General features: G+C 66.9%; 21 protein-coding genes and 1 pseudogene. 15 read left to right on the top strand and 7 right to left on the bottom strand.

Translation table 11 applies throughout. From position 1 onward, the window contains the following. Positions 1–28: 28 nt before the first annotated feature. Complete coding sequence (locus tag Microterr_RS14825; protein WP_263797048.1) at positions 29–2,485, bottom strand: beta-glucosidase family protein; 2,457 nt, start codon at positions 2,483–2,485, stop codon at positions 29–31. A gap of 89 nt (positions 2,486–2,574) precedes the next feature. On the opposite strand from Microterr_RS14825, the gene Microterr_RS14820 reads away from it, so the two are divergent. The 6 genes from Microterr_RS14820 (at position 2,575) to Microterr_RS14795 (ending at position 9,779) form a co-directional block, all read left to right on the top strand. After that, positions 2,575–3,156 carry a TetR/AcrR family transcriptional regulator gene (locus Microterr_RS14820; protein ID WP_263797049.1) on the top strand — a complete coding sequence of 194 codons (582 nt, stop codon included), beginning with the start codon at positions 2,575–2,577 and terminating at the stop codon, positions 3,154–3,156. A 39-nt stretch (positions 3,157–3,195) separates the two neighbouring features. Next, positions 3,196–3,990: an alpha/beta fold hydrolase gene (locus Microterr_RS14815; protein ID WP_263797050.1), complete on the top strand. Its 795-nt coding sequence runs from the start codon at positions 3,196–3,198 to the stop codon at positions 3,988–3,990. Continuing rightward, positions 3,987–5,231: a glycoside hydrolase family 1 protein gene (locus tag Microterr_RS14810; protein ID WP_263797051.1), complete on the top strand. Its 1,245-nt coding sequence runs from the start codon at positions 3,987–3,989 to the stop codon at positions 5,229–5,231. The genes Microterr_RS14815 and Microterr_RS14810 overlap by 4 nt, the downstream gene beginning before the upstream one ends. Further along, positions 5,228–6,373: a serine hydrolase domain-containing protein gene (locus tag Microterr_RS14805; RefSeq protein WP_263797052.1), complete on the top strand. Its 1,146-nt coding sequence runs from the start codon at positions 5,228–5,230 to the stop codon at positions 6,371–6,373. The genes Microterr_RS14810 and Microterr_RS14805 overlap by 4 nt, the downstream gene beginning before the upstream one ends. Before the next feature lie 116 nt (positions 6,374–6,489). Beyond that, positions 6,490–8,781, top strand: coding sequence for a family 78 glycoside hydrolase catalytic domain (locus Microterr_RS14800; protein ID WP_281974211.1), 2,292 nt, complete (start codon positions 6,490–6,492; stop codon positions 8,779–8,781). After that, positions 8,778–9,779, top strand: coding sequence for an aldo/keto reductase family protein (locus Microterr_RS14795; RefSeq protein ID WP_263797054.1), 1,002 nt, complete (start codon positions 8,778–8,780; stop codon positions 9,777–9,779). The genes Microterr_RS14800 and Microterr_RS14795 overlap by 4 nt, the downstream gene beginning before the upstream one ends. Positions 9,780–9,904: 125 nt before the next feature. Here the strand turns inward: Microterr_RS14795 and Microterr_RS14790 are convergent, their stop codons facing one another. The 3 genes and pseudogenes from Microterr_RS14790 to Microterr_RS14785 all read right to left on the bottom strand — a co-directional run bounded on the left by Microterr_RS14790 (position 9,905) and on the right by Microterr_RS14785 (position 10,847). Continuing rightward, entirely contained in the window at positions 9,905–10,069 is a 165-nt protein-coding gene (locus tag Microterr_RS14790; protein WP_263797055.1) for a hypothetical protein, read from the bottom strand. A 56-nt stretch (positions 10,070–10,125) separates the two neighbouring features. After that, positions 10,126–10,227 (bottom strand): annotated as a pseudogene (locus tag Microterr_RS15510) (heme-degrading domain-containing protein); the annotation flags it as partial. Between the two features lie 53 nt (positions 10,228–10,280). Continuing rightward, a complete protein-coding gene (locus Microterr_RS14785) occupies positions 10,281–10,847 on the bottom strand; it encodes a TetR/AcrR family transcriptional regulator C-terminal domain-containing protein (protein WP_263797057.1) in 567 nt (188 codons plus the stop codon). Between the two features lie 224 nt (positions 10,848–11,071). Here Microterr_RS14785 and Microterr_RS14780 point away from each other — a divergent pair, with 224 nt between their 5' ends. Next, on the top strand, positions 11,072–12,388 hold the full coding sequence (locus Microterr_RS14780) for an MFS transporter (RefSeq protein ID WP_263797059.1): 1,317 nt from the start codon (positions 11,072–11,074) through the stop codon (positions 12,386–12,388). A gap of 435 nt (positions 12,389–12,823) precedes the next feature. Continuing rightward, a complete protein-coding gene (locus Microterr_RS14775) occupies positions 12,824–14,848 on the top strand; it encodes a glycoside hydrolase family 2 TIM barrel-domain containing protein (protein WP_486348044.1) in 2,025 nt (674 codons plus the stop codon). A 66-nt stretch (positions 14,849–14,914) separates the two neighbouring features. On the opposite strand, the gene Microterr_RS14770 is transcribed toward Microterr_RS14775, so the two are convergent. After that, positions 14,915–16,372, bottom strand: coding sequence for a benzaldehyde dehydrogenase (locus tag Microterr_RS14770; RefSeq protein ID WP_263797060.1), 1,458 nt, complete (start codon positions 16,370–16,372; stop codon positions 14,915–14,917). 168 nt (positions 16,373–16,540) lie between these two features. Here Microterr_RS14770 and Microterr_RS14765 point away from each other — a divergent pair, with 168 nt between their 5' ends. From Microterr_RS14765 to Microterr_RS14735, 7 genes are all read left to right on the top strand, one after another. Continuing rightward, a complete protein-coding gene (locus Microterr_RS14765; protein ID WP_263797061.1) occupies positions 16,541–17,950 on the top strand; it encodes an aldehyde dehydrogenase family protein in 1,410 nt (469 codons plus the stop codon). An 18-nt stretch (positions 17,951–17,968) separates the two neighbouring features. Beyond that, a complete protein-coding gene (locus Microterr_RS14760; RefSeq protein ID WP_263797062.1) occupies positions 17,969–19,504 on the top strand; it encodes a GMC family oxidoreductase in 1,536 nt (511 codons plus the stop codon). Between the two features lie 141 nt (positions 19,505–19,645). Then, positions 19,646–20,953, top strand: a complete 1,308-nt coding sequence (locus Microterr_RS14755; protein WP_263797063.1) for an ABC transporter substrate-binding protein — start codon at positions 19,646–19,648, stop codon at positions 20,951–20,953. A gap of 28 nt (positions 20,954–20,981) precedes the next feature. Further along, positions 20,982–21,845 carry a branched-chain amino acid ABC transporter permease gene (locus Microterr_RS14750; protein ID WP_263797065.1) on the top strand — a complete coding sequence of 288 codons (864 nt, stop codon included), beginning with the start codon at positions 20,982–20,984 and terminating at the stop codon, positions 21,843–21,845. Next, entirely contained in the window at positions 21,842–22,885 is a 1,044-nt protein-coding gene (locus Microterr_RS14745) for a branched-chain amino acid ABC transporter permease (RefSeq protein ID WP_263797066.1), read from the top strand. Before Microterr_RS14750 ends, Microterr_RS14745 begins: the two co-directional genes overlap by 4 nt. Then, the gene (locus tag Microterr_RS14740) at positions 22,882–23,601 is read left to right on the top strand and encodes an ABC transporter ATP-binding protein (protein WP_263797067.1); all 720 of its coding nucleotides are present in this window, start codon (positions 22,882–22,884) and stop codon (positions 23,599–23,601) included. The genes Microterr_RS14745 and Microterr_RS14740 overlap by 4 nt, the downstream gene beginning before the upstream one ends. Then, on the top strand, positions 23,598–24,311 hold the full coding sequence (locus Microterr_RS14735) for an ABC transporter ATP-binding protein (RefSeq protein ID WP_263797068.1): 714 nt from the start codon (positions 23,598–23,600) through the stop codon (positions 24,309–24,311). Before Microterr_RS14740 ends, Microterr_RS14735 begins: the two co-directional genes overlap by 4 nt. A gap of 18 nt (positions 24,312–24,329) precedes the next feature. Here the strand turns inward: Microterr_RS14735 and Microterr_RS14730 are convergent, their stop codons facing one another. Both Microterr_RS14730 and Microterr_RS14725 read right to left on the bottom strand, forming a co-directional pair. Further along, positions 24,330–24,719: a nuclear transport factor 2 family protein gene (locus Microterr_RS14730; RefSeq protein WP_263797069.1), complete on the bottom strand. Its 390-nt coding sequence runs from the start codon at positions 24,717–24,719 to the stop codon at positions 24,330–24,332. Between the two features lie 16 nt (positions 24,720–24,735). Continuing rightward, positions 24,736–25,554, bottom strand: coding sequence for a molybdenum cofactor biosynthesis F family protein (locus tag Microterr_RS14725; protein ID WP_263797076.1), 819 nt, complete (start codon positions 25,552–25,554; stop codon positions 24,736–24,738). Between the last annotated feature and the right edge of the window lie 18 nt (positions 25,555–25,572).

Below are 25,572 nucleotides of genomic sequence, written 5' to 3'. Positions count from 1 at the left end.
CCTACCCGAGCGCCTCCGGGGGGAGGGCTTATCCCAGGCGAATCGGAATCGACTGGAGCTCCTTGGCGACCGACGTGCCGATCACGAGTCGGTACTCGCCGGGTTCCGTAACCCAGCCGTCGGCGGTCCACGTCGCGAACGCCCGTGCCGGCACCGTGATTCGGAGGTGCCGGGATTCGGCCGCAGGGATCCCCGTCGCCTTGAACGCGGCCAGCCACCGCTCAGGTCGGTCGATGCTGCTGGTCTCGACGCGTTCGACGTAGACCTGGACGACAGCCTTCGTCATGCGAGACCCGGTGTTTGCAAGCGTGACGCTCAGGTCCACATCCGATCCCGCCGACGCCCGCTCAGGTGCGTTCGCATCGGTGAGAGCCCACTGGCCGTAGCCGAGTCCGAACCCGAACTCGAAGGCCGGGGTGGCATCTGTGCGAAGCCATGCCCGGTATCCGACGTGGATGCCCTCGGTGTACGCGAGCCTGCCATCGTCGGGCGTGACGTTCGAAACAGGCACCGATTGCTCGTCCGCGGGCCACGTGACTGCGAGACGCCCGCCAGGCTCCGCATCGCCGCTCAGCATGTCGGCCAGCGCGGCACCGACTTCCTGCCCTGGGAACCACATCGCAAGGACTGCAGCGACATCGTCGACCCAGGGCATCAGCACCGGCGAGCCGGCGTTCACGATGACGATCGTGTGAGGATTCGCCGCTGCTACTGCGTGGACGAGATCATCCTGACGCCCTGGCAGGGCGAGCGTCGTCCTGTCGAACCCTTCGGACTCGACTTCGGGTGAAGTGGAGACCATGACTACGGCGATCTCTGCCGCGGCCGCGGCCGATACGGCCTGCGCGATGAGGGCATCCGGATCGTCGTCTCGCGGCGGCAGACCGACCCGGAACGATAAGGCGTCGGGGATGCCGCCTTCGACGGGACGCAGGCGAACAGTTATCGCTACTTCCTCGCCTGCTCGGGGGAGCAGGAACGATGTCGACGGCGGATGCAGCACCGCCGCTGCGGGATCGTCCCCGGGGCCGGTGCGCAAGCGTCCCTGGTGCGCAAGGGCGCCATCCACGAAGACCTCGAAGTCGCACAGACCCGCCACGCCGAACGGGAACTCAGTCGGATGCTGGTCCTCCGGGCGGTAGGCCAGTCGCAGCTCGATGACGGCAGATCGCAGCGCGAGGGACTCGGCCTCGAATGAGACCACTTCTGATGCGCGTCGCGTCTCGCTTGCGAGGATCTCGCCGTGCTGGTTCAGGTACACGACCTGCATACCCGGGGTGCCATCCGGTGCGTGGAATGAATCGAGTGGCAGATCCGACAGCCCTGTTCCCACGACCGCTCCAAGAGACCACGTCGTCGTGGAGTCGGGGAAGCGGGCCGTGACCGCCCCGAGCGGCGTTACGACCTCTGCCGGAATGACGGTTGCGCTGCCGCCGCCCTGGGTTCGTGGGTGGCGCATTCCTTCACCAACGAGCGCGATCGATGCCGGCGCCGCAAGTGGGAGGATCGCTTCATTTCGCAGCAAGACACTCCCCGCTGTCGCCGCTACCCGAGCCGTCGCGCGCGCATCCGTGGAAACCTCGGTGATCGGCGACGCCGCGACGCCGTCGATGGCTCCGACACGTCCAGCGAGCCGCAGCATCCGGATCACTTTCCGATCGACGATCCGCTCATCGATCTCGCCGGCGCGGACCGCGCGGACAAGAGCGTCGCCCCACGGCCCCGACGGCCCCGGCATCACAAGATCCTGCGGGAACTGCGCGCTCTGCAGCGAGCGGACCGCAGTCCAGTCACTGACGACGACGCCATCAAACCCCCAGTCGTCTTCCAGCGGAGAGCGGAGCAGTTCGTTCTCGGTCGCGCGAGCCCCGTTGACCGAGTTGTAGGCACTCATCACGAGCCATGCCCCTCCGTCGATCACCGGCCCTTCGAACGCGCGCAAGTACACCTCGCGCAGAGACCTCTCGTCGACCTGCACGTCCACCGTGAACCGGTCGGTCTCCGAGTCGTTCGCAACGTAGTGCTTCGCCGTGGCGCCGACGGCTTGTGACTGGATGCCCGCGACGTACGCAGCGGCCAACTCCGACGTCACGAGCGGATCCTCGCTGAATGCCTCGAAATGGCGTCCGCCGTAGGGACTCCGTTGGATGTTGATGGTTGGGGCGAGGACGACATCGACGCCCTTCCGGGCAGCCTCGCGGCCCAGCTGCTCACCCACGGCGCGAACGACCGTCCGATCCCAGGACGCCGCGAGCGCGGACGGGGACGGGAAGTTCACCGAGGGTGAGCGCTCATCCCAGGTCGCGCCGCGCACGCCTGCGGGCCCGTCTGAGAGCACCATCGATCGCAGGCCGATGCTCGGGAGTGGATGTGTCGACCACGAATCCCGGCCCGTGAGGAGGAGGACCTTCTCCTCCAGGGTCAAACGAGCGCACAGGTCAGCCAGCACCGATTCGTCCACGTCTGACAAGACTTCTTCGTACATGGCGTGACGCCTCCTTGATCGCGCCCAGGCTATCGGAAAACCACTCACTGACCTAGTTTCAACCCTCGAGCATGCCGTAGCATGGCGCCATGGCAGCGCGGGGACCCTATGCGAAGGGCGTCGCCAAGCGTGACGAGATTCTTGACGCTGCGATGGAAGTCTTTGCGCAGAACGGCTACGACCGCACGTCGGTACGCGAGATCGCCAGGCAGACCGGGCTGAGCCAGGCCGGCCTGCTCCACCACTTCAGCACGAAGGAAGAGCTCTTCCTGGAGGTGCTTCGCCGTCGAGACGATCGCAGTCTTGACTCAGACGAGCGCTCGCACAAGCATTCCGTGGATCGCCTCATGCGGGCCGTTGACCGCAACTCGGAAGAGCCAGGCCTGGTCCGGCTCTTCGTGGCCATGTCGGCGGAGAGCGCACAGGATGCCAGCGTCGCGCACGGCTTCTTCGCCGAGCGGTACCGCTGGCTGCTCGACGAGATCGCACAAGACGTAAGGGTCCATCAGGCATCAGGCGAACTGCCTGCGGGACTGGATCCCGAGGGAATCGCGTCCCTGCTGGTCGCTGCCGCCGATGGGCTTCAGCTTCAGTGGCTGCTCAACCCCGGGAGCGTGGACATGGGTGCCCGCATTCGGACCCTGTGGGAGGCGTTGCGCAAAACGACCTAGTCGTTTGCAAAACCTGTCAGTGACCTGCATTCTGTAGGTGTGAAGATCTCGCGCCGACTCACCGCGAGCAATCCGCGAGGAACGCTCGTGCTCTTGCCGTCGCTCGGCTGTTCCACACGGATGTGGGACCCGGCTCTCGCTGAGCTCGCCTGGCGTGACCGTCTCGACGTCGTGCTGCTGGACCTTCCCGGTCATGGGGACGCCGCGCCCGGGGAACCCGAGACGGTGCAAGATCTTGCCAGCGCAACTCTGGCCGCGCTCGACGCCTCCATGGGTCTCGGGCCCGTGGTGGTAGCGGGGGTGTCACTGGGGGGCGCGATCGCGGTCGAGTGCGCGAGACTGAACGGCTCGATCGCCGGCATTGCGAGTTTCGCGAGCGCTCTCCACTTCGGCACTGCGCGAGGGTGGGCGCAGCTCGAAGCGGCGGCGCAGGCCGATCAGACCGCCGCCTTTGATCCCACGGGCACCACGAGAGGGTGGTTCACGAACGGGTTCATCGCGTCGCAGCCCCATGCTGTCGCACGTGCGATGCACGATCTTGCTCGAGTAGACGTCGGATCGTATGTCGCGTGCTGTCGAGCTCTCTCTCGATACGACGCGCGAGGCCGGGTCGCCGCACTCGAAACCCGCGGCATAGCCGTCGGAGGAGCGGCTGACGTCGCCACCCCAGCCGCTCAGATGAGAATGCTCGCTCGCGAGGCCCCCGGCTTTCGATACCACGAACTGCCCGGAGCCCACCTCGCCGTCATCGAGAATGCCTCCGAGGCTGCCTGGTACCTGGATCAACTCCTTGACGCGACCATCGGTGAGGAGCGGGGAGGGGCTCAGAGATGATGGAAGACGGCAGAGACTTCCCCGAAGAATTCCTCTGGGGGGCGGCAACGGCTGCGCACCAGGTCGAGGGGAGCAACGTCAACTCCGACTGGTGGGCATTCGAGCATGATCCGCACACCGCGAGCGTCGAGTCTTCTGGCGACGGCATCGACCACTACGCCCGCTTCGCGGATGACTTCGCGCTTCTGGCCAGCCTCGGCCACACCGCGCACCGCCTGTCGATCGAGTGGGCGCGAATCGAACCAGCCCCAGGTGAGTTCAGTGCGGCACAGCTCGCTCACTATCGCCGCGTCCTCACGGCAGTGCGTGATAACGGCATGACGGCATTCGTCACGCTCCACCACTTCACCCTCCCTCGATGGTTCGCAGATCGCGGCGGATGGACCGCCCCTGATGCCATTGACCGCTTCGAGCAGTACGTCCGCCACGTCTGCGTGGGACTCGGCGACCTGCTCGAACACGTGTGCACCATCAACGAACCGCAGATGGTCGCTCTGCACGGCTACCTCGAGGGATACCATCCGCCCGGCGTGACGAATCCGACCCTATGGAAGCGAGTCGGACGGACGCTCTTGGCTGCCCACCGAGCGGCAGTTCGAATTGTCCACGAAACGACCGGCGCCACCACCGGACTCGTCGTTCAACTGCCTCTCCTGGCACCCGCCCGCGAGGACGACGTGACAGGCCAGTTCTGCGCGCAGATGCAGGCAGAGATCGTCGACTTGTACATCGACGGGCTGGCTGCGGACCCTGTCGATGCCGGCGATTGGCTCGGGGTCCAGTACTACCGAAAGAACTGGGTCGATCCCGCGAGTCCCACGATCTTCGCCCCGCCACCGCCGGGGGTCCCGACGACGCAGATGGGGTGGGCGATCCATCCCGACGGACTTCGCGTCATGCTCCACCGCGCAGCGGACGCGCGCCTCCCGATCTACGTCACCGAGAACGGAATCGCGACCGAGGACGACCTCGAGCGCATCTCCTACCTCGACGGGCACCTGCGCGCCGTGGCCGCCGCCCGCGCGGAGGGCGTGGATGTGCGTGGCTACCTGCACTGGTCAGCCTTCGACAACTTCGAATGGTCCGAAGGCTACCGACCCAAATTCGGGCTCATCGCGGTCGACAGGCACCACGACTACGCACGCACCCCCAAACCCAGCGCCCACGCCCTTGCACGCGTCGCACGCACCGGTCGCATCGACGCGCTCCACGACCAGCACCTCACCCCGGAGGCGACATGACCGCTCTCGACGGACCCGTTGACGATCGATTCGAGCCGGTGCAGCGACTCTTCGCTTCGTACCTGGAGGCGGACCCGGCGTACAGTGCCCAGCTGGCTATCTGGCATCGTGGACGACTCGTCGTCGACCTGGCCGGCGGAGCGGCCCTCCGGCGCGACTCCCTCACAGGGGTGTTCTCGGTGACGAAGGGCGTCGCTGGCCTCGTCATGGCGACGCTCATCGCGACCGGAGAGCTCGACCTCGCCCTGCCTGTGGCGCAGTACTGGCCCGAATTCGCATCGCGTGGGAAGGACGCGATCACCGTCGGCGACCTGCTCGCCCACCGCGCCGGGCTCCCTGCCCTGGCGGGCGGCACCTTCGGGCTGGATGAGATCCTCGAAGCGTCCGACCGTGGAGCCGCGCGCCTCGCCCGCCAGGCGCCGATCTGGACTCCCGGCTCGGCGTTCGGCTACCACGCTCTGACGATCGGCATCCTCATGGAGGAGCTCGTTCGCCGCGTCACCGGCCGAACGCTCCAGGCGGTCTACGAGCAAGACATTCGCGCACCGCGAAACGCGGACTTCTTCCTCGGGCTACCTGCTGGTGAGGAGAGCCGATACGTCCCCCTCGCGCCCGCCATCCTCTCGGCCGAACAAGAGCGAGAAGTAGCTGCGCGTCCCCCGATCGACGCGCTGGCGAGCGCCGTGTTCAACAACGTCGACGCCCCGGAAGATCTCAGCGAGCGCGGCACGAGCACGAACAATCCCCGTGTTCGCCGTGCCGGCCCCAGCGCGATCGGCGGGGTGGGCTCAGCGCGAGGACTGGCCACGCTGTACGCGGACGCGCTTCCCTCGGCACAGCGCCCGCTTGCCTCGGCTGACGTGTTCGCGGATATGGCAACGCAGCGGTCCTGGGGTCAGGATCGGGTCCTCGATGTTCCGAATTGCTTCGGCGCCGTGTTCCTCCTCCCGCAGCCGCGCATGCCGTACGGCGGACTGGGGGCCTTCGGGCACGACGGCGCCGCCGGTGCCCTCGCCTTCGCGGACCCGAAAGCCGATCTCGCGTTCGGCTACATTCCATGGCCGCGCCAGCACCCGGGTGGCGCGGACTATCGGTCCGTGCAGCTTGCGCGCGCCGCGGCGGAGTGCGCTCACGAATCGTGACGCTGGTTGCTAAAACCATTCAGTGAATGGTCTAATCGTAGGACTACTCAGAACGCGGGTGTTCAGGCGCCGATCCGCAGCACAAGCGGGGGCATGGTTCACGCGCCAGGACCGTGATGGACAGTATGACAGCGAACCTTCACCCGCTTCGGGATGCCCGACTCATCGGAGCCGCCGTCGACAGGGACACCGCACCGCGTCTACGCGGGCTCGTCGCGCTCGAGCAGGATCGAGCCGACATCGTGTCTGCGACACTCGCAGTCACCGCGCACGGCGTCTACGAGGCTTTCATCGACGGTGAGTCGGTGACGGAGTCGGTGCTCAATCCGGGATGGACCGCGTACGAGTGGAGGCTCGCGTACCAGTCCTTCGACGTCACCAACGCGCTCGCCCAGGGTCGCGGCAACGTCGTGGCGCTCTCGTTCGTCGTGGGCAACGGTTGGTACCGGGGTGACCTCGGGTTCGCGCGAGCGAACGCGAACTACGGCGAGGAGATCGGCGTCGCCGGAGCGCTCGAAATCACGTATCGCGACGGCGAAACGCAGCGCGTCGTCACCGCCGGCGACTGGGAGGCGGAAGCGTCGGAGACCACCCGCAACTCGCTCTACAACGGGCAGACCATCGACGCCCGACTCCGCCGGACCCGACGCCCGGTCGCGACCACAAGCGTTGCCCTGGACACGAGCACGGTGGTCGCGCAGACTGCACCACTCATCGTTCGCAACGAGGTACTGACCCCGACCCGGGTGTGGAAGGCGCCCTCAGGGCGCACCCTCGTCGATTTCGGCCAGAACCTCGTCGGCTGGGTCCGCTTCACCACACAGGGCCAGGCAGGCGCTCAGATCCGGATCCGCCACGCGGAGGTGCTCGAGCACGACGAGCTCGGAGTCAGGCCGCTTCGCGGTGCCGAAGCAACCGACGTGTTCGTCCTTTCCGGGGAAGTTGACACCTTTGAGCCGACGCTCACGTTCCATGGCTTCCGCTACATAGAGATCGACGGCTGGCCTGACGAGTTGACATCTACCGCCCTCGAAGCGGTCGTCGTGCACTCCGACATGCGCCGCACCGGTCGGTTCGCCTGCTCCGACCCGTTGGTCAACCAGCTGATCCACAACTCGGTCTGGGGGCAGAAGGGAAACTTCCTGAGCGTGCCCACCGACTGCCCGCAGCGCGACGAGCGCCTGGGCTGGACCGGCGACATCGCCGCGTATGCGGCCTCGGCCGCCTTCCAGTTCGACACGGCCGACTTCCTCGACGGCTGGCTGCGGGATCTCCGCGCCGAAACGGAGCACAGCGAGGGTGGCTTCGTCCCTCTCACGGTCCCCGATGTCCTCAAGTACGCGAACTTCCCCGACGGCTTCACGCTCCCGTGGCACCGCGCCACCGCAGTTTGGGGGGATGCCGCTGTTTGGGTACCGCAGGCACTTTGGACCGCCTACGGCGACCTGGAGCAACTCGCAGAGCACTATCCCGCGATGACCATGCATCTGCACTCGATCGCGCAGGATGTGTCCCGTGACGGGCTCTGGACGGGCGGGCAACAGCTCGGTGACTGGCTCGACCCCGACGCACCACCGGAGGACCCCGGCGCGGCTAAGGCGGATCCGGCAGTCGTGGCCACCGCGTGCCTGTACCGATCGGCCTCCTTCGCGGCCGAGGCCGCGCGCCAGCTCGGAAAGTCGGACGACGAAGAGCACTGGTCAGCACTGGCGGAGCGGACACAGTCCGCGTTCACACAGCACTACGTGGACGAGACCGGCTGGATTCAATCCGATTGCGCAACGGTGTATGCCCTCGCGATCGCCTTCGGCCTGTTGGACGGCACGACTCGGAAGCTGGCCGGTGACCGTCTCGCCGAGTTGGTGGTCCAGTCGGACTATCGAGTGACGACCGGATTCGCGGGCACCCCATTCGTGACGTGGGCGCTGTCCCTGACCGGGCACGTCGACGAGGCGTACCGCCTCCTGCTCGAGCGCGAGTGCCCCTCCTGGCTGTACTCCGTGACGATGGGAGCCACCACGATCTGGGAGCGATGGGACTCCATGCTCCCGGACGGCTCGATCAACGCGGGTGAGATGACCAGCTTCAACCACTATGCCCTGGGCGCGGTGGCCGACTGGATCTACCAAGTCGTCGGTGGCATTCGACCGGCCGCCCCCGGCTACGCGCGAGTCCGGATCGAACCTCAGCCCGGTCCCGGCATCGACTGGGTGGAGACGTCCTACGACAGCATCCACGGAACGATCAACTGCGCATGGAAAGTGGTCGCAGACACCTTCGAGCTTGCCGTGTCCATCCCCGAGGGGATTCCCGCGGATGTCATCCTGCCCGACGGCCGCGTTCTCGAAGTCGTGGGAGGGTCCCACGACTTCCGAAGCGCATTCGCCGCGACGGAGGTAAGCCGATGAAGCACCGTCACCTCGGCGCATCCGGACTGAAGATCTCGGAGATCACGTACGGCAACTGGCTCACACATGGCTCCCAGGTCGAGAACGAAGCCGCGATGGCGTGCGTGCATGCCGCCCTCGACGCCGGAATCACCACCTTCGACACCGCCGACATGTATGCGAACACCAAGGCGGAGGTGGTGCTGGGCGACGCGCTGCGCGGCCAGCGCAGGGAGTCGCTGGAGATCTTCACGAAGGCTTATTACCCGGTCGGCCCACTGGGGCCGAACGACTCCGGGTTGTCCCGCAAACACCTCATGGAGTCGATCGACGGATCCCTGCGCCGCCTAGGCACGGACTACGTCGACCTCTACCAGGCGCACCGATGGGACAACGCCACGCCGCTCGAGGAGACCATGGTTGCGTTCGCCGACATCGTGCGCTCCGGCAAGGCGCTCTACATCGGAGTCAGCGAGTGGACGGCCGACCAGCTCCGGGCAGGAGCCGCGCTGGCCAAAGAACTCCGCATCCCGTTCGTCTCCAACCAGCCGCAGTACTCGGCCCTGTGGCGAATCATCGAGTCCGACGTTGTGCCCGTGTCTCGGGAGCTCGGCATCTCGCAGATCGTCTGGTCGCCGGTTGCCCAAGGCGTCCTTACTGGCAAGTACCGACCGGGACACGCAGCCCCGGCCGGCAGCCGTGCCACCGACGGCAACGGGGGCGCCGAGATGATTTCTCGGTTCATGCGGGATGACGTCCTCGAACGAGTCCAACGGTTGCGGCCCATCGCCGACGAACTCGGGCTGTCCATGGCGCAGTTGGCGGTTTCGTGGGTGCTGCAGAACGACAATGTCGCCTCTGCGCTCATCGGCGCGTCGCGACCGGAGCAGGTGCATGAGAACGTCCGTGCGTCGGGGGTCATCATCCCGCCCGAGCTGATGTCACGGATCGACGACTGCCTTGGAGACGTCGTCGAGCGAGACCCCGCCAAGACCGTCGAAGAATCGCCCGTCAGGTAGTGCCCCGGACGCCTCCAGCTCGGGCGGTGGTCGTGACAAACGTGGGGTCGTCCGCCGTCGCCCGTTCACTCTTGGCGGTCTGTGCTCAGATCAGAGCGACTGGCGCTACTGCGAGATCCCCGACATCACCGCGTCGTGATCAGTTCCTCGGCGTCGACGAGGCCCGATAAGGCGACCGTGCCGACGACATCGTCATTGCTCAGCAGCGGAACGGCGCCGCTTGCCGCGGCGAGCTGCGGTGACTCGAGCCAGGCAGGAATCTTCCCCGCCAACCGTGTCGTGAGCGCCACCTCGTAGCTCGATACGCCGCTCTCCAGACCGTGTTGCGCTTCCGTTCGACCCAATGGTCGTTTTCCGCGGTAGTCCCCTCGAACGCGACATGGAAGACGCGTTGCTGGCCGAAATGCACCGCGATGGTGACTGGGAGCTGCTCGCGGGCGCAGTACACGGCGATCGATTCTCCGATCTTCCGGGCTTGTGGTTCCGCGCTGAGATCGCGAGCTAGCTGGGGTCACCCGCGAGGCGACTCTCGATTCCGGCGATGAGAAGGTCGATGTTGTATGCGAACTGCTCGTCGGATTCGGGCGCCCAGTGCGCGATGACAGCTCGGGCTCCAGGAAGTTCGTCGGGCTGGAGGTCATCAATCGCACGCTGCATCTCATCGAGCTGAGGGTGGCGGCCGCCATTCTGTGTCAGCACCGCTTCGCGGGCAGCCGCGAAGGTGATCTGGTTGACGGCGGTGAGGGCTCGGATCGCCTCGTCGGCGCAGAGCCCCGCGCCAGTCAGTCGTTCGAGAACCTCGTCAACGATCGTCAGCGCCCGCGGCGCCCCGCCCGCGGGAAAGCGGAAGTAGGGGCTGTGCGAGCCACTCAGAATAACGCCGGCGCGTAGCCGATCCGCGAACACGCGGATGGCCGCACGCCAATCCGCACTGTCGGGCAGCCGGGTGTCCTCAATCTGCGAAAGCACCACATCCGCTGCGACAAGTTCTAGCAGCGTTTCACGGTCGGCCACGTGATAGTTCACGGCCGATGGGTCGACGCCGAGTTCTGCGGCGATGGCTCGCATCGTGAGTCTGTCCGGCTCCATCGCCCGGGCGACTTCGATGATCTGCGCGCGACTTATGCGAGGGGGACGCCCACGTCGTCGTGGTGTCTCGGGCGTGCTGGTCACGTGATCGGTCTCTTCTCGCTGGCCGTGGGACGAGTCTACTTCGCGCCTCACGCGAAGTCGTGTTATTTTTCAAGTACTTGAATAAATAGCCCACGGGCCGAGCTTCGATGGAGAAGACCTTGTCAGAGAACACTGTGCCTGCGATCGGCACACCCGAAGCAGCTCTCGCCTCCCCGGCGCTGGCGAGTCCGACGTCCGACCCGAACACCGGGCCTGCGACGATGCCGAAGCGGCTGTGGATTCTCTATCCCCTCGGTCTGCTGAGCCTGTCGATCGTGTGGGGTTCCGTTCTCCAGGTGCTGCTCGCGCGCCAGGTCGCCGCGTTCGGCTCTGGAGGTCCGGATGACGCGGGCACGCTCGGTGTGGTCGTGAGCTTCGCCGCGATCGTCGGCCTGGTGGCCGGCCCGGTCCTCGGCTTCGCGTCCGACCGCACCCGGGTCCGCTTCCTCGGTCGCCGCAACATCTGGATCCTCGGAACTGCGCTCGTCGGGGCCGTCGCGCTCATCATCACGGGCCTGTCTCCGAACGCGTTGGTCCTCGGGATCGTCTGGGCGATCGCCATCTGGCCGCTCACCGGCTACCAGACAGCGATGGCCGCGGTGCTCCCCGAGCGGATTCCGGTGCGCGTGCGCGGAACGATGTCGGGACTGTCCGGCACCCTCGGGCTACTGGGCACATTCATCGGGGTCGCCGTCGGCGGCCTGGTCACCGACCCGCTGATCGCCTACGGCGTGGTCGCCGCGCAGCTGGTCATCATCGGCGCCGTTTTCGCTTTCTTCACGAAGGACCTCTCCGCTGAGGCTCTCCGGGCGCTCGATGCGAGCGCACCGAAGGTGAGGTCGAAGCTGCCCAGCCTGCGAACCGAGCGCGACTTCTGGCTGACGTTCGTGGGTCGGTTCTTGACGTTCTTCGGCTACTTCATCGTCCAAGGGATGATGCTCTTCCTGCTGCGCGACTACATCAAGTTCGGCGACGGGAGTACAGATGCCGCATCCGCAGCCATCGTGCAGGTCAGCGGGATCAGCATCCTGTTCACGATGGTCGCCGCGATCCTCGGCGGAGTCCTCGCTGACAGGGTCGGTCGGCTGAAGATCTTCGTTGTGGTGTCGTCGCTGATGTTCGTGCCGGCCGCTCTGATCCCGCTGCTCATGCCGGACTTCACCGGCATCCTGATCGGGATGAGCGTCGCCGGGCTGGCCTTCGGGGCGTACCTCGCCGTCGACCAGGCGCTGATCTCGCGCGTGCTGCCGAACCTTGACGACGCGGGTCGTGACATCGGGATGATCAGCGTCGCGAATGGCGCGCCACAGATCATCACGCCGGTGCTCGGCGGACTGCTCATCAGCACGGTCGGCTACCCGTCGCTGTTCGTCGTCATGATGGCGTTCACCATCATCGGTGCGATCGCGGTCATGTTCATCAAACGCGTTCGCTGAGAAATCGTGCTGCGCCATCCCTTCAACGACGACTGGTTCGTCGCCGCAGAAACCCCCGGGCGGGCGTCCGCACCGACAGGGCCGCTCACCCTCCCGCACGACGCCATGATGTTCGAGCGCCGCGACCCTGACTGCGCGAACGCACACAACACCGGCTACTTCCCCGGTGGCGTCTACCGGTACACGAAGCGGTTCGTCGCTCCCGCGGAATGGCGGGGGCTGGCTGTGCTGCTCGAGTTCGAGGGCGTGTACCAACGATCGCAGGTGTACCTCAACGGCTGGCACGTCGGGGGGCGGCCGTCAGGGTATGCCGAGTTCCGGGTGCCGCTCGACGAACACCTCTTGATCGGGGAGGAGAACGTCGTCGAGGTCGTCGCGAACAACGCGGACGAGCCGAACAGCCGGTGGTACACCGGCAGCGGCATCTACCGCCCCGTGCACCTCCTCATCGGGCCGGCGCTGCGGATCTCGGCCGCGGGACCGTGCGCACGGACACTGTCCGTCGACAGCGCTCAAGCAACCGTCGAGATCCTCACCGAGCTGGTGAATGACGAGGACCATACCCGCCGCGTGCGCGTCTCGACGGCACTCACCGCACAGGGGGACGAGCCGGTGAACGCCGCAGAGGTCGTCGACGTGCCTGGCCATGGTCGAGCCACGGTACGGCAGCTGGTGACCATCACCGATGCCGCGCTCTGGACGCCCGAGTCACCGACGCTCTACGACATCGCGGTGTCGCTCGAATCCGAGGATGAGGTGATCGACTCCAGCCACGACCGGTTCGGCATCCGCGCCATTGACGTCGACGCGAGCCACGGGCTCCGCATCAACGGTGAATCGGTCAAGCTCCGCGGCGCCGCTATCCACCACGACAACGGCGTCATCGGTGCCCACACCCTCGACGCCGCCGAACGGCGCCGCGTCCGCATTCTCAAAGAGGGCGGATTCAACGCCATCCGCAGTGCACACAACCCGGCATCCAGGGCGCTGCTGCGGGCCTGCGACGAACTCGGCGTCCTCGTGATGGACGAGCTGAACGACGCGTGGACCCGGCCGAAGGTGAACTGGGACTCCTCGATCGAGTTCGCCGAATGGTGGGAACGGGACCTCGAGGCGATGATCGAAAAGGACCGGAATCACCCGTCGGTGATCATGTACTCGATCGGCAACGAGATCGGTGAAACCGCGCTCCCCGAGGGCATCGATACGAGCCGGCGGCTTGCCGAGCGAACCCGAGAACTCGACCCATCGAGGCCCGTGACGAACTGCATCAACGCGTTTCTCAACCTGGTTGCACCCCCTGACGAGGAGAAGGTGCAGAAGAAGGCAGCAGCAGCTCGAGCCGCGGGCCGCCAGGAGACCAACAAGAACTTCATTCTGATCCTCAATCTGATGATGGGGGTGATGACCAAGGTCATGCCCCGGGTGCTCAAGCTCGGCATCGTGGACAAAAAGACCCGCGACGCGTATGCGACGGTCGACATCGCGGGCTACAACTACATGGCCTCACGGTTCCGTGGAGACTCAGCCCTCCACCCCGAGCGCGTGATGGTCGGCAGCGAGGATCCCGCGACGCAGACCGTGGCGATCTGGCAGGACATCGCCGACCAGCCGCACGTCATCGGTGACTTCGTCTGGACGGGCTGGGACTACCTGGGAGAGGGAGGGCTCGCGACCATCCGCTACAACGACCGCGCGCGCCTCTACCTGCCGTACCCCGCGCTCGCGGCAGGCACCCCGAACATCGACATCACCGGGCATCGCCAGACGCAGTCGTACCTGAACGAGATCGGGTGGGGGCTGCGGTCGGGCCCGCACCTCGCCGTCCAGCCGGTGCACCATGCGGGCGAGAAGCAGACGGTGTCGAGCTGGCGCTCAACGAACTCAATACGTAGCTGGAGCTGGGAAGGATGCGAGGGCCGGGAGGCCACCGTCGAGGTCTACGCCGACGCCGCTGAGGTGGAGCTCATGCACAACGGAATCACCGTCGGGCGTCGTCCGTCAGGCGCGGCTGCAGGGTTCTTGTCCACTTTCGCCCTGGATTTTCAGCCGGGGGAGCTCGTCGCCATCGCACGCGATTCGGATGGTCGCGAAATCGGCCGCGACTCCCTCCGCAGCGCCGCCCCCAACCTCCGGCTAGTGGTGACACCCGAGGTGGATCGGCTCCGGGCTGACGGGCAGGACCTCGCCTACGTGGCGATTGAACTGGCCGACAGCGAGGGAATCGTGCGTCCGCTACAGGACCGTCGGGTGGAGATCGTGGTCTCAGGGGCTGGCACGCTCCTCGGGTTCGGAAGCGGCGAGGCGATCACCGAAGAGGGGTTCTGCACCACGTCACACTCGACATTCCTCGGACGAGCGCTAGCCGTCGTCCGAGCGGGGCACATTCCGGGCACCATTACGGCAACCGTCCGTGCGGAAGGTTGCGAGTCCCGGAGCATCGAGCTCCTCGTCGTCTAGCCTCGACGCGGTGGCAACACCGACTGGACCGTCGCCCCACAGCACCGACTGGCCACCCCCGACCGCTCAGAACGGGTAGGGAGCGATCGACGATCTCACTGTCAGCCACTGCACGTCCGTGAACGCGTCGAGGTTGGTGCGGAGGCCACCCACCCGCGACCCGTTTCCCGACCAGCCCGTGCCGCCGAACGGGGCATTCGCTTCGTCTGAGACAGTCTGCTCGTTGATGTGGATCTTGCCCGTCGGGATGCGGTCCGCGAGATCCATCGCCGTGCCCACATCGCCCAGGATGCCGAGCGACAGTCCGTAGGAGTTCGCGAGTGCGAGCTCGGCTGCCTCGTCGATGCTCGAGAAGGACCGCACGGGCGCAACCGGGCCGAACACTTCCTCGGCCCAGGCGGGGGATGCGTCGTCAAGTTCGCTGAGCACGGTCGGCGCGTAGAACAGTCCCTCATGTGTCCCACCCGCGTGAAGTCGCGCGCCGCGATCGACCGACGATCTCACGATGCCGTCGATGCGCTGAAGCTGCTTCTCGTCGATAATCGGCCCGAGCGCAACCTGGTCGGTGTCCGGGTTCCCGACCGGCAGTTTCAGCGCCTTGTCGGTCAGTCGTTCCAGATACGCCGTGGACAGGCTTTCGTGGACGAGATGCCGGCCGGTCGTCATGCAGATCTGCCCCTGGTGCATGAACGAGCCGAACGCGCCTGCCGAGGCTGCCGCATCCAGGTCGGCCCCCGGGAGCACGATCAGCGCGTTGTTGCCGCCGAGCTCGAGGTGCACCCGCTTGAGGTTCTGCGCCGCGAGCGCTCCGACGTTGCGGCCGGCTGTGGTCGACCCGGTGAATGCAACCACCCTCACCTCGGGCGCGGTCACGAGCGCCTGACCCACCTCGACACCCCCGGGGAGCAGATGCAGGAGGCCGTCGGGCAGCCCGGCCTCCTCGAAGATCCGTGCAATGGATACCCCGCCCGAAACGACCGTGCGCGGATCCGGCTTGAGGAGCACCGCGTTGCCGAGGGCGAGCGCAGGTGCCACGGAACGGATCGCCAGGATGAGGGGGAAGTTGAAGGGTGCGATCACGCTGACCACCCCGACAGGCAGGTTGCGCGCAAACGACCAGCGGTCCTCATTCGAGGTGAGGACGTCGCCGTGCGGGTATGAGGGGAGCGCAGACGCCTCGAAGCACTCGTTCGCAGCGATATGGGTCTCGAGCTGCGCCTTCGGCGGGATCGCGCCCGTCTCGCGGACGATCCAGCGCTCCACTTCCGCCGCGTGCTCCTGCCAGAGCAGCCCGGCCCGCCGGAGCACGTCCGCCCGCTCCTCCGGACGGCGCTTCGCCCAGTCGCGCTGCGCGTGCGACGCGGATTCCGCCGCGCGCAGGACATCAGCCACACTCGCCGTGCCGACCTGACCGAGCGAGGCCCCTGTCGCCGGCTCCATCACCGCCTGCGGAGATCCTGACCCCGATCGCCAGCCTCCGCTGAACAGCGCGCCATGCCACGTCTCGGCTCCGAGCAATGTCATCGTCTCTCCCTCGCTCGACACCACGCTAGGGCGATGGCGGGGCGGGGAGCCTGCCCTCGCGAGCGCCTTGCACTGTGCGACAGAGGGACTGCGCTGGGCGGCAACAGCATGGCGCCTGCCTGCGGCGATTCTGGTCGGACGACAGATGTCGCGGATGAGGAGTGCGCCATGACCGACTACGCAGAACTGCTTTCGAGAGTCTCCGCCCCGGAGGGATCGGGACGGGAGATCTCTGACCCCGCCACGGGCGAGGTGATCGGCCGCGCGCCCGTGCAGACCGTCGACGACCTCGACGTGCTGATCGCGAGGGCCGGCGAGGCGCAACGCCCATGGGCGGCGCTCGGCCATGAGAAGCGCATCGAGCTTCTGAACGCGGTCGCCGACCGCATCGACGCATCTGCCGAGGCGCTCGCCGAGCTGCTGTCCCGCGAGCAGGGCAAGCCCCTCAACGGCCCCAACGCGCGCTTCGAAGTCGGGGCGTGCTCGGCGTGGCTGCGTGCCACGGCTGCGACCCCTCTGGACCCCGAGGTGCTCGTCGACGACGGGGAGGCGCACGCGGAAATCATCTACAAGCCGCTCGGCGTCGTCGCCGCGATCGGTCCGTGGAACTGGCCGCTCATGATAGGCATCTGGCAGATCGCCCCCTCGCTGCGGATGGGCAACGCGGTCATCGTCAAGCCGTCGTCGTTCACCCCGCTCAGCGTGCTGGCGATGGTCTCGATCATGAACGAAGTACTTCCCGAGGGCGTCCTGCAGGCGATCTCCGCAAACGGCGAGGTCGGCGGCGCGCTCGCCGCGCATCCCAAGATCGACAAGGTCATGTTCACGGGCTCGACCGCCACCGGGCGCGCGATCATCGAGGCATCAGCGGGCAACCTGGCGCGGCTCACGCTCGAGCTCGGGGGCAACGACGCCGGCATCGTGCTGCCGGACGCGAACCCGGATGCGATCGCCGAGGGCCTGTTCTGGGGCGCGTTCATCAACACCGGTCAGACCTGCGCGGCGCTCAAGCGCCTCTACGTGCACGACTCGATCTACGACGCGGTCATCGACTCGCTCGCCGCGTTCAGCAAGAACATGCCGATGGGCAACGGCCTCGACGAGCAGAACGTGCTCGGCCCAGTGCAGAACAAGAAGCAGTTCGACATCGTCGCCGGGCTCGTCGAGGACGCGAAGACCCGGGGCGGCCGGATCGTGACGGGCGGCAGCCCGGCGACAGAGCTCGGTCCGCTGTTCTACCCGATCACCATCGTCGCCGACGTCAACGACGGCGACCCGATCGTCGACGAAGAGCAGTTCGGCCCGGCACTCCCCGTGATCCGATACACCGAACTGGAGGATGCGATCGCCAGCGCCAATGCGCTCGACGTAGGCCTCGGCGCATCGGTGTGGTCGTCCGACCCCGCGAACGCGCGCGCCGTGGCGACTCGGCTCGAATCCGGGACCGTGTGGATCAACCAGCACGGCACCCTGCACCCGATGGCGCCCTTCGGCGGGGTGAAGGGCTCGGGCTACGGGCTCGAGTTCGGCGTCGAGGGGCTGAAGGCAGTCTCGGCGCCGCAGCTCATCCGCAGCTGATCCATGGAGAGGACGAACATGCCCGAGAGCACCACCCCCGTATACGACGTCATCGTCGTCGGAGCCGGATCCGCAGGATCGGTCGTCACGCGTCGCCTCGTCGACGCCGGTCGACGAGTGCTCCTGCTCGAGGCGGGCGGCCCCGACATCAACCCGATGATCCACGACCTCTCCGGAATGGGGACCCTCTGGCACGGGCCGGAGGACTGGGACTATTTCACCGTTCCCCAGGAGCACGCCGCGGGCAGGCGGCTCCATCTGCCGCGAGGAAAAGTGCTCGGCGGCTCCCATTCGCTGAACGCCATGATCTGGGTTCGCGGCGCGCGCGAGGACTACGACGGATGGGCCGCCGCCGGCAACCCGGGATGGTCGTGGGACGACGTGCTGCCGCTGTTCCGCGCCATCGAGAACAGCAGCGGCGGCGCATCGGAGCTTCGCGGCGCGGGTGGGCTGCTCGACGTCACCGACGACTATCCGCTCTCTCCCATCCAGAGCTCGATCATCGATGCTGCAGTGGAGATCGGTCTCGAGCACAACCCCGACTACAACGGCGACCACCTCGACGGTGTCTCGCAGCAGCAGATCACCGTTCGGGACGGCACGCGACTCAGCTCGTATCGGGCCTACGTGCAGCCGATCCAGGACGCCCCGAACCTCACGATCCAGACCGGGGCCTGGATCCACCGGCTCCTGTTCGACGGCCAGACGGTGGTCGGCGTCGAATACGAGCAGGACGGCGACCTCGTGCGGGTCCACGCCGACGTCGTCGTGCTCTCCGCCGGAGCGCTCGATTCGCCGAGGATCCTGCTGCGATCCGGCATCGGGCCTGCCGCCGAACTCGCCGATCTCGGTATCGAGGTGGTGCTCGACGTTCCGGGTGTCGGCAAGAACCTGCACGACCACCTCCTCTCACCCGTGATCTTCACGACCGACGAGCGCCCGGTCGATCCACCCCAGCCGGGTGTCTCGGTCACGCAGACGCATCTGTTCTGGAAGAGCGACCCTGAACTCACCGTTCCCGACACGCAGCCGATCAACTTCAGCGTGCCCATGTACGAGCCCTGGATGGAGGGGCCCGAGAGCGGCTTCTCGCTCATGGCAGGCATCATCACGCCGCACAGTCGCGGCACGCTGACGCTGACAGGCGCCGGTGCACACGACCCGATCGCCATCGATCTGGGTGCGCTCGCCGACGAACGCGACCTCGACGCGCTCACCGCATCCGTGCGGCAGTGCCGCGACATCGGCGCTGCGCCCGCGCTCGCGGAATGGGGCGCACGCGAGCTGTACCCGGGTCCCGAGGTGGACGACGACGACAAGCTTCGCGACTACGTGCGCCGCACGGCGATCACCTACCACCACCAGGTCGGCACGTGCCGCATGGGCGACGACTCCCTCGCCGTCGTCGACTCCCGTCTGCGGGTGCACGGCATCGCGGGTCTCCGGGTGGTTGACGCGTCGATCATGCCGAAGATCACCTCCGGCAACACCAACGCCCCGTCGATCCTCATCGGGGAACAAGGCGCCCGGTTCCTGCTCGACGAGAGTCTCTGAACGCTCGTGCACCCGCGTGCAAGGGGTCTTCGCGCCGGAACAAACCCCGCATCCTCACCCTGAGGAGGCTGGGACGAGCACCAATCGACGGGGCGACCTCGCCTCGGCTGAGCACCGACAGCGGTACGAAGGAGTACTGAGATGAAAGCAATCACGGTCCGGGGCGCACTTGCGCTCACGGCAGCCGCCTTGCTGGCGGCATCGCTCGCCGGCTGTGTGGCGGACGACACTGGCAGCGGCAACGCGGGCGGCACCACGGATAAGGGCGAACTGCAGTGCGGGCTCGCCAACGGAGAAGCGGCGTCGGGCGACCCCATCAAGGTCGGCGCGATCGCAACCGCGAGTGGCGGTGTCGACTTCTCGTCGTCGCCGAAGGCCGCGGCCGCCTACTTCGACTGCGTGAACGAGAACGGCGGCATCAACGGTCGCCCGATCGACTACTCCTATGAAGACGACCAGTTCGACCCCACGAAGACCGCGCAGCTCGCGGCCGGATTTGCGGCCGACAGCGACGTCGTCGGACTCGTCGGCGACGCGACCTTCATCGGCTGCGACGTCGCGAACGCCGAGTATGTCAAGGCAGATCTCTACTCGATCACCGGGGTGGGTGTGCCTCAGTCGTGCTTCTCGTCGAGCAACCTCGCGCCGGTCAACGCCGGTCCGCGACAGAGCGCGATCCAGCTGCTGCAGTGGCTCGAGGAGACCGACCAGGCGGACGCCGTCTTCCAGGTCGGCCTCAACACGCAGGGCAACGGCGACTGGGTGGCGGCGGGCATCAACGAGTACGCCGAGGCCAACGGGATCAACATCGTCGGCACCGAACTCAGCGACCCCGCGGAGACGAACTGGCTCCCCCTGATCCAGAAGATCAAGGACTCAGGCGCGACCTCGGTCATCATCGTCGACCCCGCACCGATCACCGCGGCCATCCTCGCGGCCGTCGAGCAGCAGGATGCCCGCGGCGACATCATCTGGACCTGCACCGCGTCCTGCTATGACGCTCAGTTCGGCAGCCAGATCGGGTCCTACTGGGAGGGCTTCGTGGCCAACTCGGAGCTCCAGTTGGTGGATGCCGCGGGCGAAGACAACGAGTTGTGGAAGTCGGTGATGGATGCGTACGCCGCTGATGACGCTCCGCGCGACACCTTCAGCCAGGCGGGCTTCCTCGCCGCGAAGATGTTCACCGACGCGCTGCTCGAGCTGGACCCCGCGGACATCTCTCGTGAGACCGTCTCGGAGGCGATGCTCGGCATCACGAACTACTCGTCCGATCTGCTGTGCCGGCCCTGGTACTACGGCGAAGCGGCCGAGCACAACGCCAACCACTCCACCCGTACGGCGGAGATCACGGACGGCGTGTTCACGAAGCTGAGCGAGTGCATCGACTCCGGCGACCCCGCCCTCGAGTCGATTCTCGCGAACGAGGAATCGCAGGGACTCGTCGGCTGACGCCGACGTCCTGAGCGAGAGAGCCGTCGTGATCCTTCCCTTCATCGTCGCCGGACTGGTGCTCGGGTCCCTCTACGCCCTCAGCGGCGTCGGGATGCTGGTGCTGTACCGGACGACGGGCGTGCTGAACTTCGGCTACGGCGCCCTCGGCGCCATGTCGGCGATGCTCGCCTGGCAGTTCGCAGAGCTCAGGATGCAACCGATCCTGGCCTACGTCCTGGGGATCCTGGCCGCGACGGCTCTCTCGCTTCTCTTCGGCTTCCTCGCGGGGCCCTTCCTCGCGACCGTGTCGACCCTCACCAAGGCGACGGCGACCCTCGGGCTCGCCCTCGTGCTGCTCGGGATCATGTTGTTCGTCTGGAACGACAAGGCCCGCTTCCTGCGGCTCATCACTGACACGATCGGGGTCCAGTTGGGAACCCGGATCACTCTCACTCAGATCATCTGTCTCGCGGTGGCCATGGTGATCGTGTTCGGCACGACCATCTACCTCCGACGGAGCCAGACCGGAACCTCCATGCGGGCGCTCGCGTCCGACCGCGAGCTCGCCTCGATGCTGGGGGTGCGGGTGCGCCGGATCGAACTGCTCGCCTGGAGCGTCTCGGGGGCGCTCGCCGGCTTCTCCGGCATCCTGCTCTCCAGTCAGACGCGGCTCGAGCCGGTCTTCCTCACCTTCATCGTCATCCCCTTCCTCGCCGCCGTGGTCGTGGGTCGCTTCGGTTCACTCGCCGGCACCCTCATCGGCGGACTCAGCATCGGCGTCATCCAGGCTGTCGCCTCCGCATTCCCCGCGACGTCGTCGTTCAGCAATGCGACGCCGTTCGTCGTGGCGACGATCGTCATCCTCTTCCTCCAGCGACGGAAGGTCGTCACCATCGAGGTCGCACGATGACCGCCTCCGTGCAGCAACGTTCCAGCAGGGTCTCACTGTGGTCGCGGGGGCGCATCTTCTCCGCTCGGAACATCGCGGTCGCTGTCTTCCTCGTGCTCGCGCTGGTGTTCGGACCGATCCTGCTCGGCGCCTATTGGACCCGGATCATGACGGCATGCGCGATCTTCGCCATCCCCGCCGCCGGCATCGCGCTCCTCTACGGCCGGCTCGGCCTGGTCGCGCTCGGGCAGGTCTCGCTCATGGGCGTCGGCGGGTGGATCACCCTGCGCGTCGGCCACGCGACGGCGCTCCCCTTCGAGCTGCTGCTGGTGATCGCGGCCGTCGGCACCGGCATCATCGGTGTTCTGGTCGGCCTGCCCGCGCTGCGGCTCTCCGGGCTCAACCTCGCGATCGTCACCCTCATGCTCGCGGGAGCGTTCGAAGTCGTCTTCACCGTCACGGGATTTCCGAACGGAGGGGAGGGCTTCCTGGGAAGAGCCGCCGGCGGGGTGCTTCAGAAGCCCCTTCCGCGCCCGGTACTCGGAACGACCGACCCTGACTACTTCCGCTATGTGCTCATCGTCACGGCGATCATGTTCGTGATCATCGCGCTGCACTTGGCCAACCGGCCCGGGCGAGCGTGGGCGGCGATGCGCCAGAGCGAGGCGGGAGCGCTCGCCGCCGGAATCGGGACGGTCCGCTACCGCCTCTGGGCGCTGGCAGTCGTCTCGGCGACGACGGGTGTCGCCGGCGGTCTGCTCGCCGGCAACGCCGGGCTTCTCGACCCCATCTCGTTCAAGGCATCGCAATCGATCCTGCTCTTTGCGACGGTGCTCATCGGTGGCGGCTTCTCCCTTCTCGGTGCAGCCATCGCCGGCTTCCTCTCGCAAGGGCTGCCCCCGCTGCTGAACTCCATCGGCGTCGATGGCAACCTCATCTTCGTGATCCTGGGACTCGGGATGATCCAAGCGCTCACGACAGCACCGCAGGGAATCGCGGGTCAACTGCAGGGCCTCGCTCGGCGCATCACACGCACGATCACCAAGAAGGGCAAATCGTGACCGGGGCACTGACGGTCGAGAATCTCACCGTCGTGTATGGCGGAGTGAAGCCGATCAACGACCTGTCGCTCGTGTTCGAGCGCGACGTCTGCGGTCTCGTCGGCCCGAACGGAGCCGGCAAGACCACGTTCTTCAACGTGCTGTCAGGGTTCGCCGTCCCGGCGACGGGCACGTTGACCTTCGACGGGGTCGACCTGCTGGCGATGAACCCGGCGAAGCGCGCCAGATGGGGGCTGCGACGCACCTTCCAGCAGGAGCAGGTGATCCACACCCTCACAGCGTGGGACAACATCCGTCTCTCCGCCGAGCACACGGGCGGCGGTCGTGAGGCGGTGCACGAGGCGGTGGACTTCGTCGGGCTGACGGGGCTCGACCGCCCCGGATCCGAGCTCACCATGCTGGAACGCCGCCTTGTGGAACTGGCGAAGACGGTCTGCGGTGGACCGAAGCTCGTGCTTCTCGACGAGCCCGGCGCTGGTCTCGACGTCTCCGAGACGGAGCGCCTCACCGGACTGATCCGACGCATTCCGTCCGAGTTCGGCGCGCTCGTGATCCTCGTCGACCACGACATGGATCTGGTTTCCACCGTCTGCGGCGCAACCGCCGTGCTCGACTTCGGCCAGCTGATCGCCTACGGACCGACTGCCGAGGTGCTGGCTTCCGCCGAGGTGCGCCGGGCGTACCTCGGAACATCCGATCTGGAGGCCACCGTATGAGCGAGTCGCTGATCGTCAGCGGGCTCTCGATCGACCGCGGAGGCCGCGAGGTCGTGCACGCCGTGGACCTGCGTGCCGAACCGGGGGCCATCACGGCCCTGCTCGGACCGAACGGCGCCGGGAAGTCGTCTCTCGTGCTCGCGCTGGCGGGGGTGCTGAAGCCTCGTGATGGCTCGGTATCGATCGGCGACGAAGATCTGACCGGCAGGAAGCCCACCGCCATCCGTGCCGCGGGTCTCGCGACCGTGCCCGAGGGGCACCGGGTGCTCAAGGACATGACCGTTATCGACAACCTGCGGACTGCCTCGTTCCTTGTGCCGCGTGCGGAGCGCGCTGCTGCCGTCGACCGGGTGCACGCTCTCTTCGAGGAGTTGCAGCCGCTCGGCGGACGCCTTGCCGGGTCCCTGTCTGGTGGGCAGCAGCAGATGCTCGCCATCGGTCAAGCGCTCGTCGCCCAGCCTCGGTTCCTCGTGATCGATGAGATGTCGCTGGGGCTCGCGCCCATCGTCGTGCGACGACTGGTGCCTGCCCTTCGACGCATCGCTGACGCGGGCGTCGGGGTGATCCTGATCGAGCAGTTCACGCAACTGGCGCTCGACCTGGCCGTCGACGCGTACGCGATGGCGCAGGGGCGGGTCGTGCTGAACGCGCCGGCGGCCGAGCTGAGGAAGGCGCCCGACCGCCTCGAGCAGGCGTACCGCCTCGCCTAGATTCGACCGCCCGTGCGGTCAGTCGATGGCCGCGTTCACCATGGCGGTGTCGGTGACCTGCTCGAACTTCACGGCCATGCCGTCGCGCAGACGCCAGACGTGGACCACGCGCGCCGAGAAGTCGCGCCCGGTAGCCTTGTAGGTGCCCGAGTACGTGCCGACGGCCACGACCGTGTCGCCATCCTGCAGCACCTCGTCGACGACGAGTGCGTAGCCGTCCCAATCGCGCTGAAGAGCGGCGAACACATTCTCGGCGACAGCTTGCGGCCCGACGTAGGTGCCTGCCAGAGGAAAGCCGTCCGCCTCCGTCCAGACGATGTCGTCGGCGAACGGCGCCATCACTGCCGCGAAATCGCCTTCGACGAAGCCCGCGTAGTGGGCCTCGATGATCTCCTTGTTCGTGGGCATGGTTTCGTCTCCTCGATCAGATCGGCTGGATGTCGGGGTATGCGACGGCGCCGAGCGGGTAGATGTGGCCCCCGGCGCCAGAGTGTTGGGACTCGCCTGATCCGTTGAGACCGAGGAAGATGCCGGTGGTGCGCAGCGCGTAACCCAGATCGTGCAGCCAAACGCTCGCCACCGCGATCTTGAACTCGCGGAAGCAGAAGAGGTAGAGGCCGTCGGCGAACTTCCACACGGTCGACAGGTCGACATCCCCGTGGCCGCGCTGGACTCCCTGGAGGCACTGCCACATGTACCGCTCGCTCGACATGTAAACGTGCTCGTAGAGATGCGCAGGGCTGTACCGGTATATGTTGCGCTTGCCGATGAGGTCGCGCGACGGTCCGGGTTCCTCACCGGTCACCTCGCCCCCGACGACGGCTCCCGCCCAGAACTCCTGCGTCACCTGCGGCACGTCTTCGACGTGCTCCGGCTGGATGACCGAATGCACACCCAGCGCTCGACGTGTCATGGTCGAGTACACGATGGTGAGGGCCTCGCGGCTCCGAGATGAGAACGGCAGGTTCACGTAGACGACGCCGTCGCGGACGTGGACCGCGTCATAGGGGTCCGTGGACGACCCGCTGCCCGCGAACACGCCATCCGCGCTCCACGACACAGTCTGCGCATCCGTGAAATTGAGGTGCACCGTGGGCCCGCCGGCGAACGCGATCGCCAGCTGCTCACCCGTGAGGTCGGCGCTCGGCAGCCGGTACGTGTCGATGCCCGCGGCGAACTCGTCGTAGCTGCGCCACTCGTCGGCGGGTGCGGCGTCGAGCCGGTCGGTCGAGATCTCGGTCATGTACGTGCTCTCCTTGAT

The organism is Microbacterium terricola (genome assembly GCF_027943945.1).
GTDB lineage: Bacteria > Actinomycetota > Actinomycetes > Actinomycetales > Microbacteriaceae > Microbacterium > Microbacterium terricola.
Note: the sequence above shows the minus strand (reverse complement) of the source record. Positions and strands in the feature narration are given on the sequence as shown.

Bases quoted from the DNA above. Each gene is read 5' to 3' on its own strand.
- Microterr_RS14825 (WP_263797048.1), bottom strand. From the start codon at position 2,485: ATGTACGAAGAAGTCTTGTCAGACGTGGACGAATCGGTGCTGGCTGAC.
- Microterr_RS14820 (WP_263797049.1), top strand. From the start codon at position 2,575: ATGGCAGCGCGGGGACCCTATGCGAAGGGCGTCGCCAAGCGTGACGAG.
- Microterr_RS14810 (WP_263797051.1), top strand. From the start codon at position 3,987: ATGATGGAAGACGGCAGAGACTTCCCCGAAGAATTCCTCTGGGGGGCG.
- Microterr_RS14805 (WP_263797052.1), top strand. From the start codon at position 5,228: ATGACCGCTCTCGACGGACCCGTTGACGATCGATTCGAGCCGGTGCAG.
- Microterr_RS14800 (WP_281974211.1), top strand. From the start codon at position 6,490: ATGGACAGTATGACAGCGAACCTTCACCCGCTTCGGGATGCCCGACTC.
- Microterr_RS14795 (WP_263797054.1), top strand. From the start codon at position 8,778: ATGAAGCACCGTCACCTCGGCGCATCCGGACTGAAGATCTCGGAGATC.
- Microterr_RS14785 (WP_263797057.1), bottom strand. From the start codon at position 10,847: ATGCGAGCCATCGCCGCAGAACTCGGCGTCGACCCATCGGCCGTGAAC.
- Microterr_RS14770 (WP_263797060.1), bottom strand. From the start codon at position 16,372: ATGACATTGCTCGGAGCCGAGACGTGGCATGGCGCGCTGTTCAGCGGA.
- Microterr_RS14765 (WP_263797061.1), top strand. From the start codon at position 16,541: ATGACCGACTACGCAGAACTGCTTTCGAGAGTCTCCGCCCCGGAGGGA.
- Microterr_RS14760 (WP_263797062.1), top strand. From the start codon at position 17,969: ATGCCCGAGAGCACCACCCCCGTATACGACGTCATCGTCGTCGGAGCC.
- Microterr_RS14755 (WP_263797063.1), top strand. From the start codon at position 19,646: ATGAAAGCAATCACGGTCCGGGGCGCACTTGCGCTCACGGCAGCCGCC.
- Microterr_RS14745 (WP_263797066.1), top strand. From the start codon at position 21,842: ATGACCGCCTCCGTGCAGCAACGTTCCAGCAGGGTCTCACTGTGGTCG.
- Microterr_RS14735 (WP_263797068.1), top strand. From the start codon at position 23,598: ATGAGCGAGTCGCTGATCGTCAGCGGGCTCTCGATCGACCGCGGAGGC.
- Microterr_RS14730 (WP_263797069.1), bottom strand. From the start codon at position 24,719: ATGCCCACGAACAAGGAGATCATCGAGGCCCACTACGCGGGCTTCGTC.
- Microterr_RS14725 (WP_263797076.1), bottom strand. From the start codon at position 25,554: ATGACCGAGATCTCGACCGACCGGCTCGACGCCGCACCCGCCGACGAG.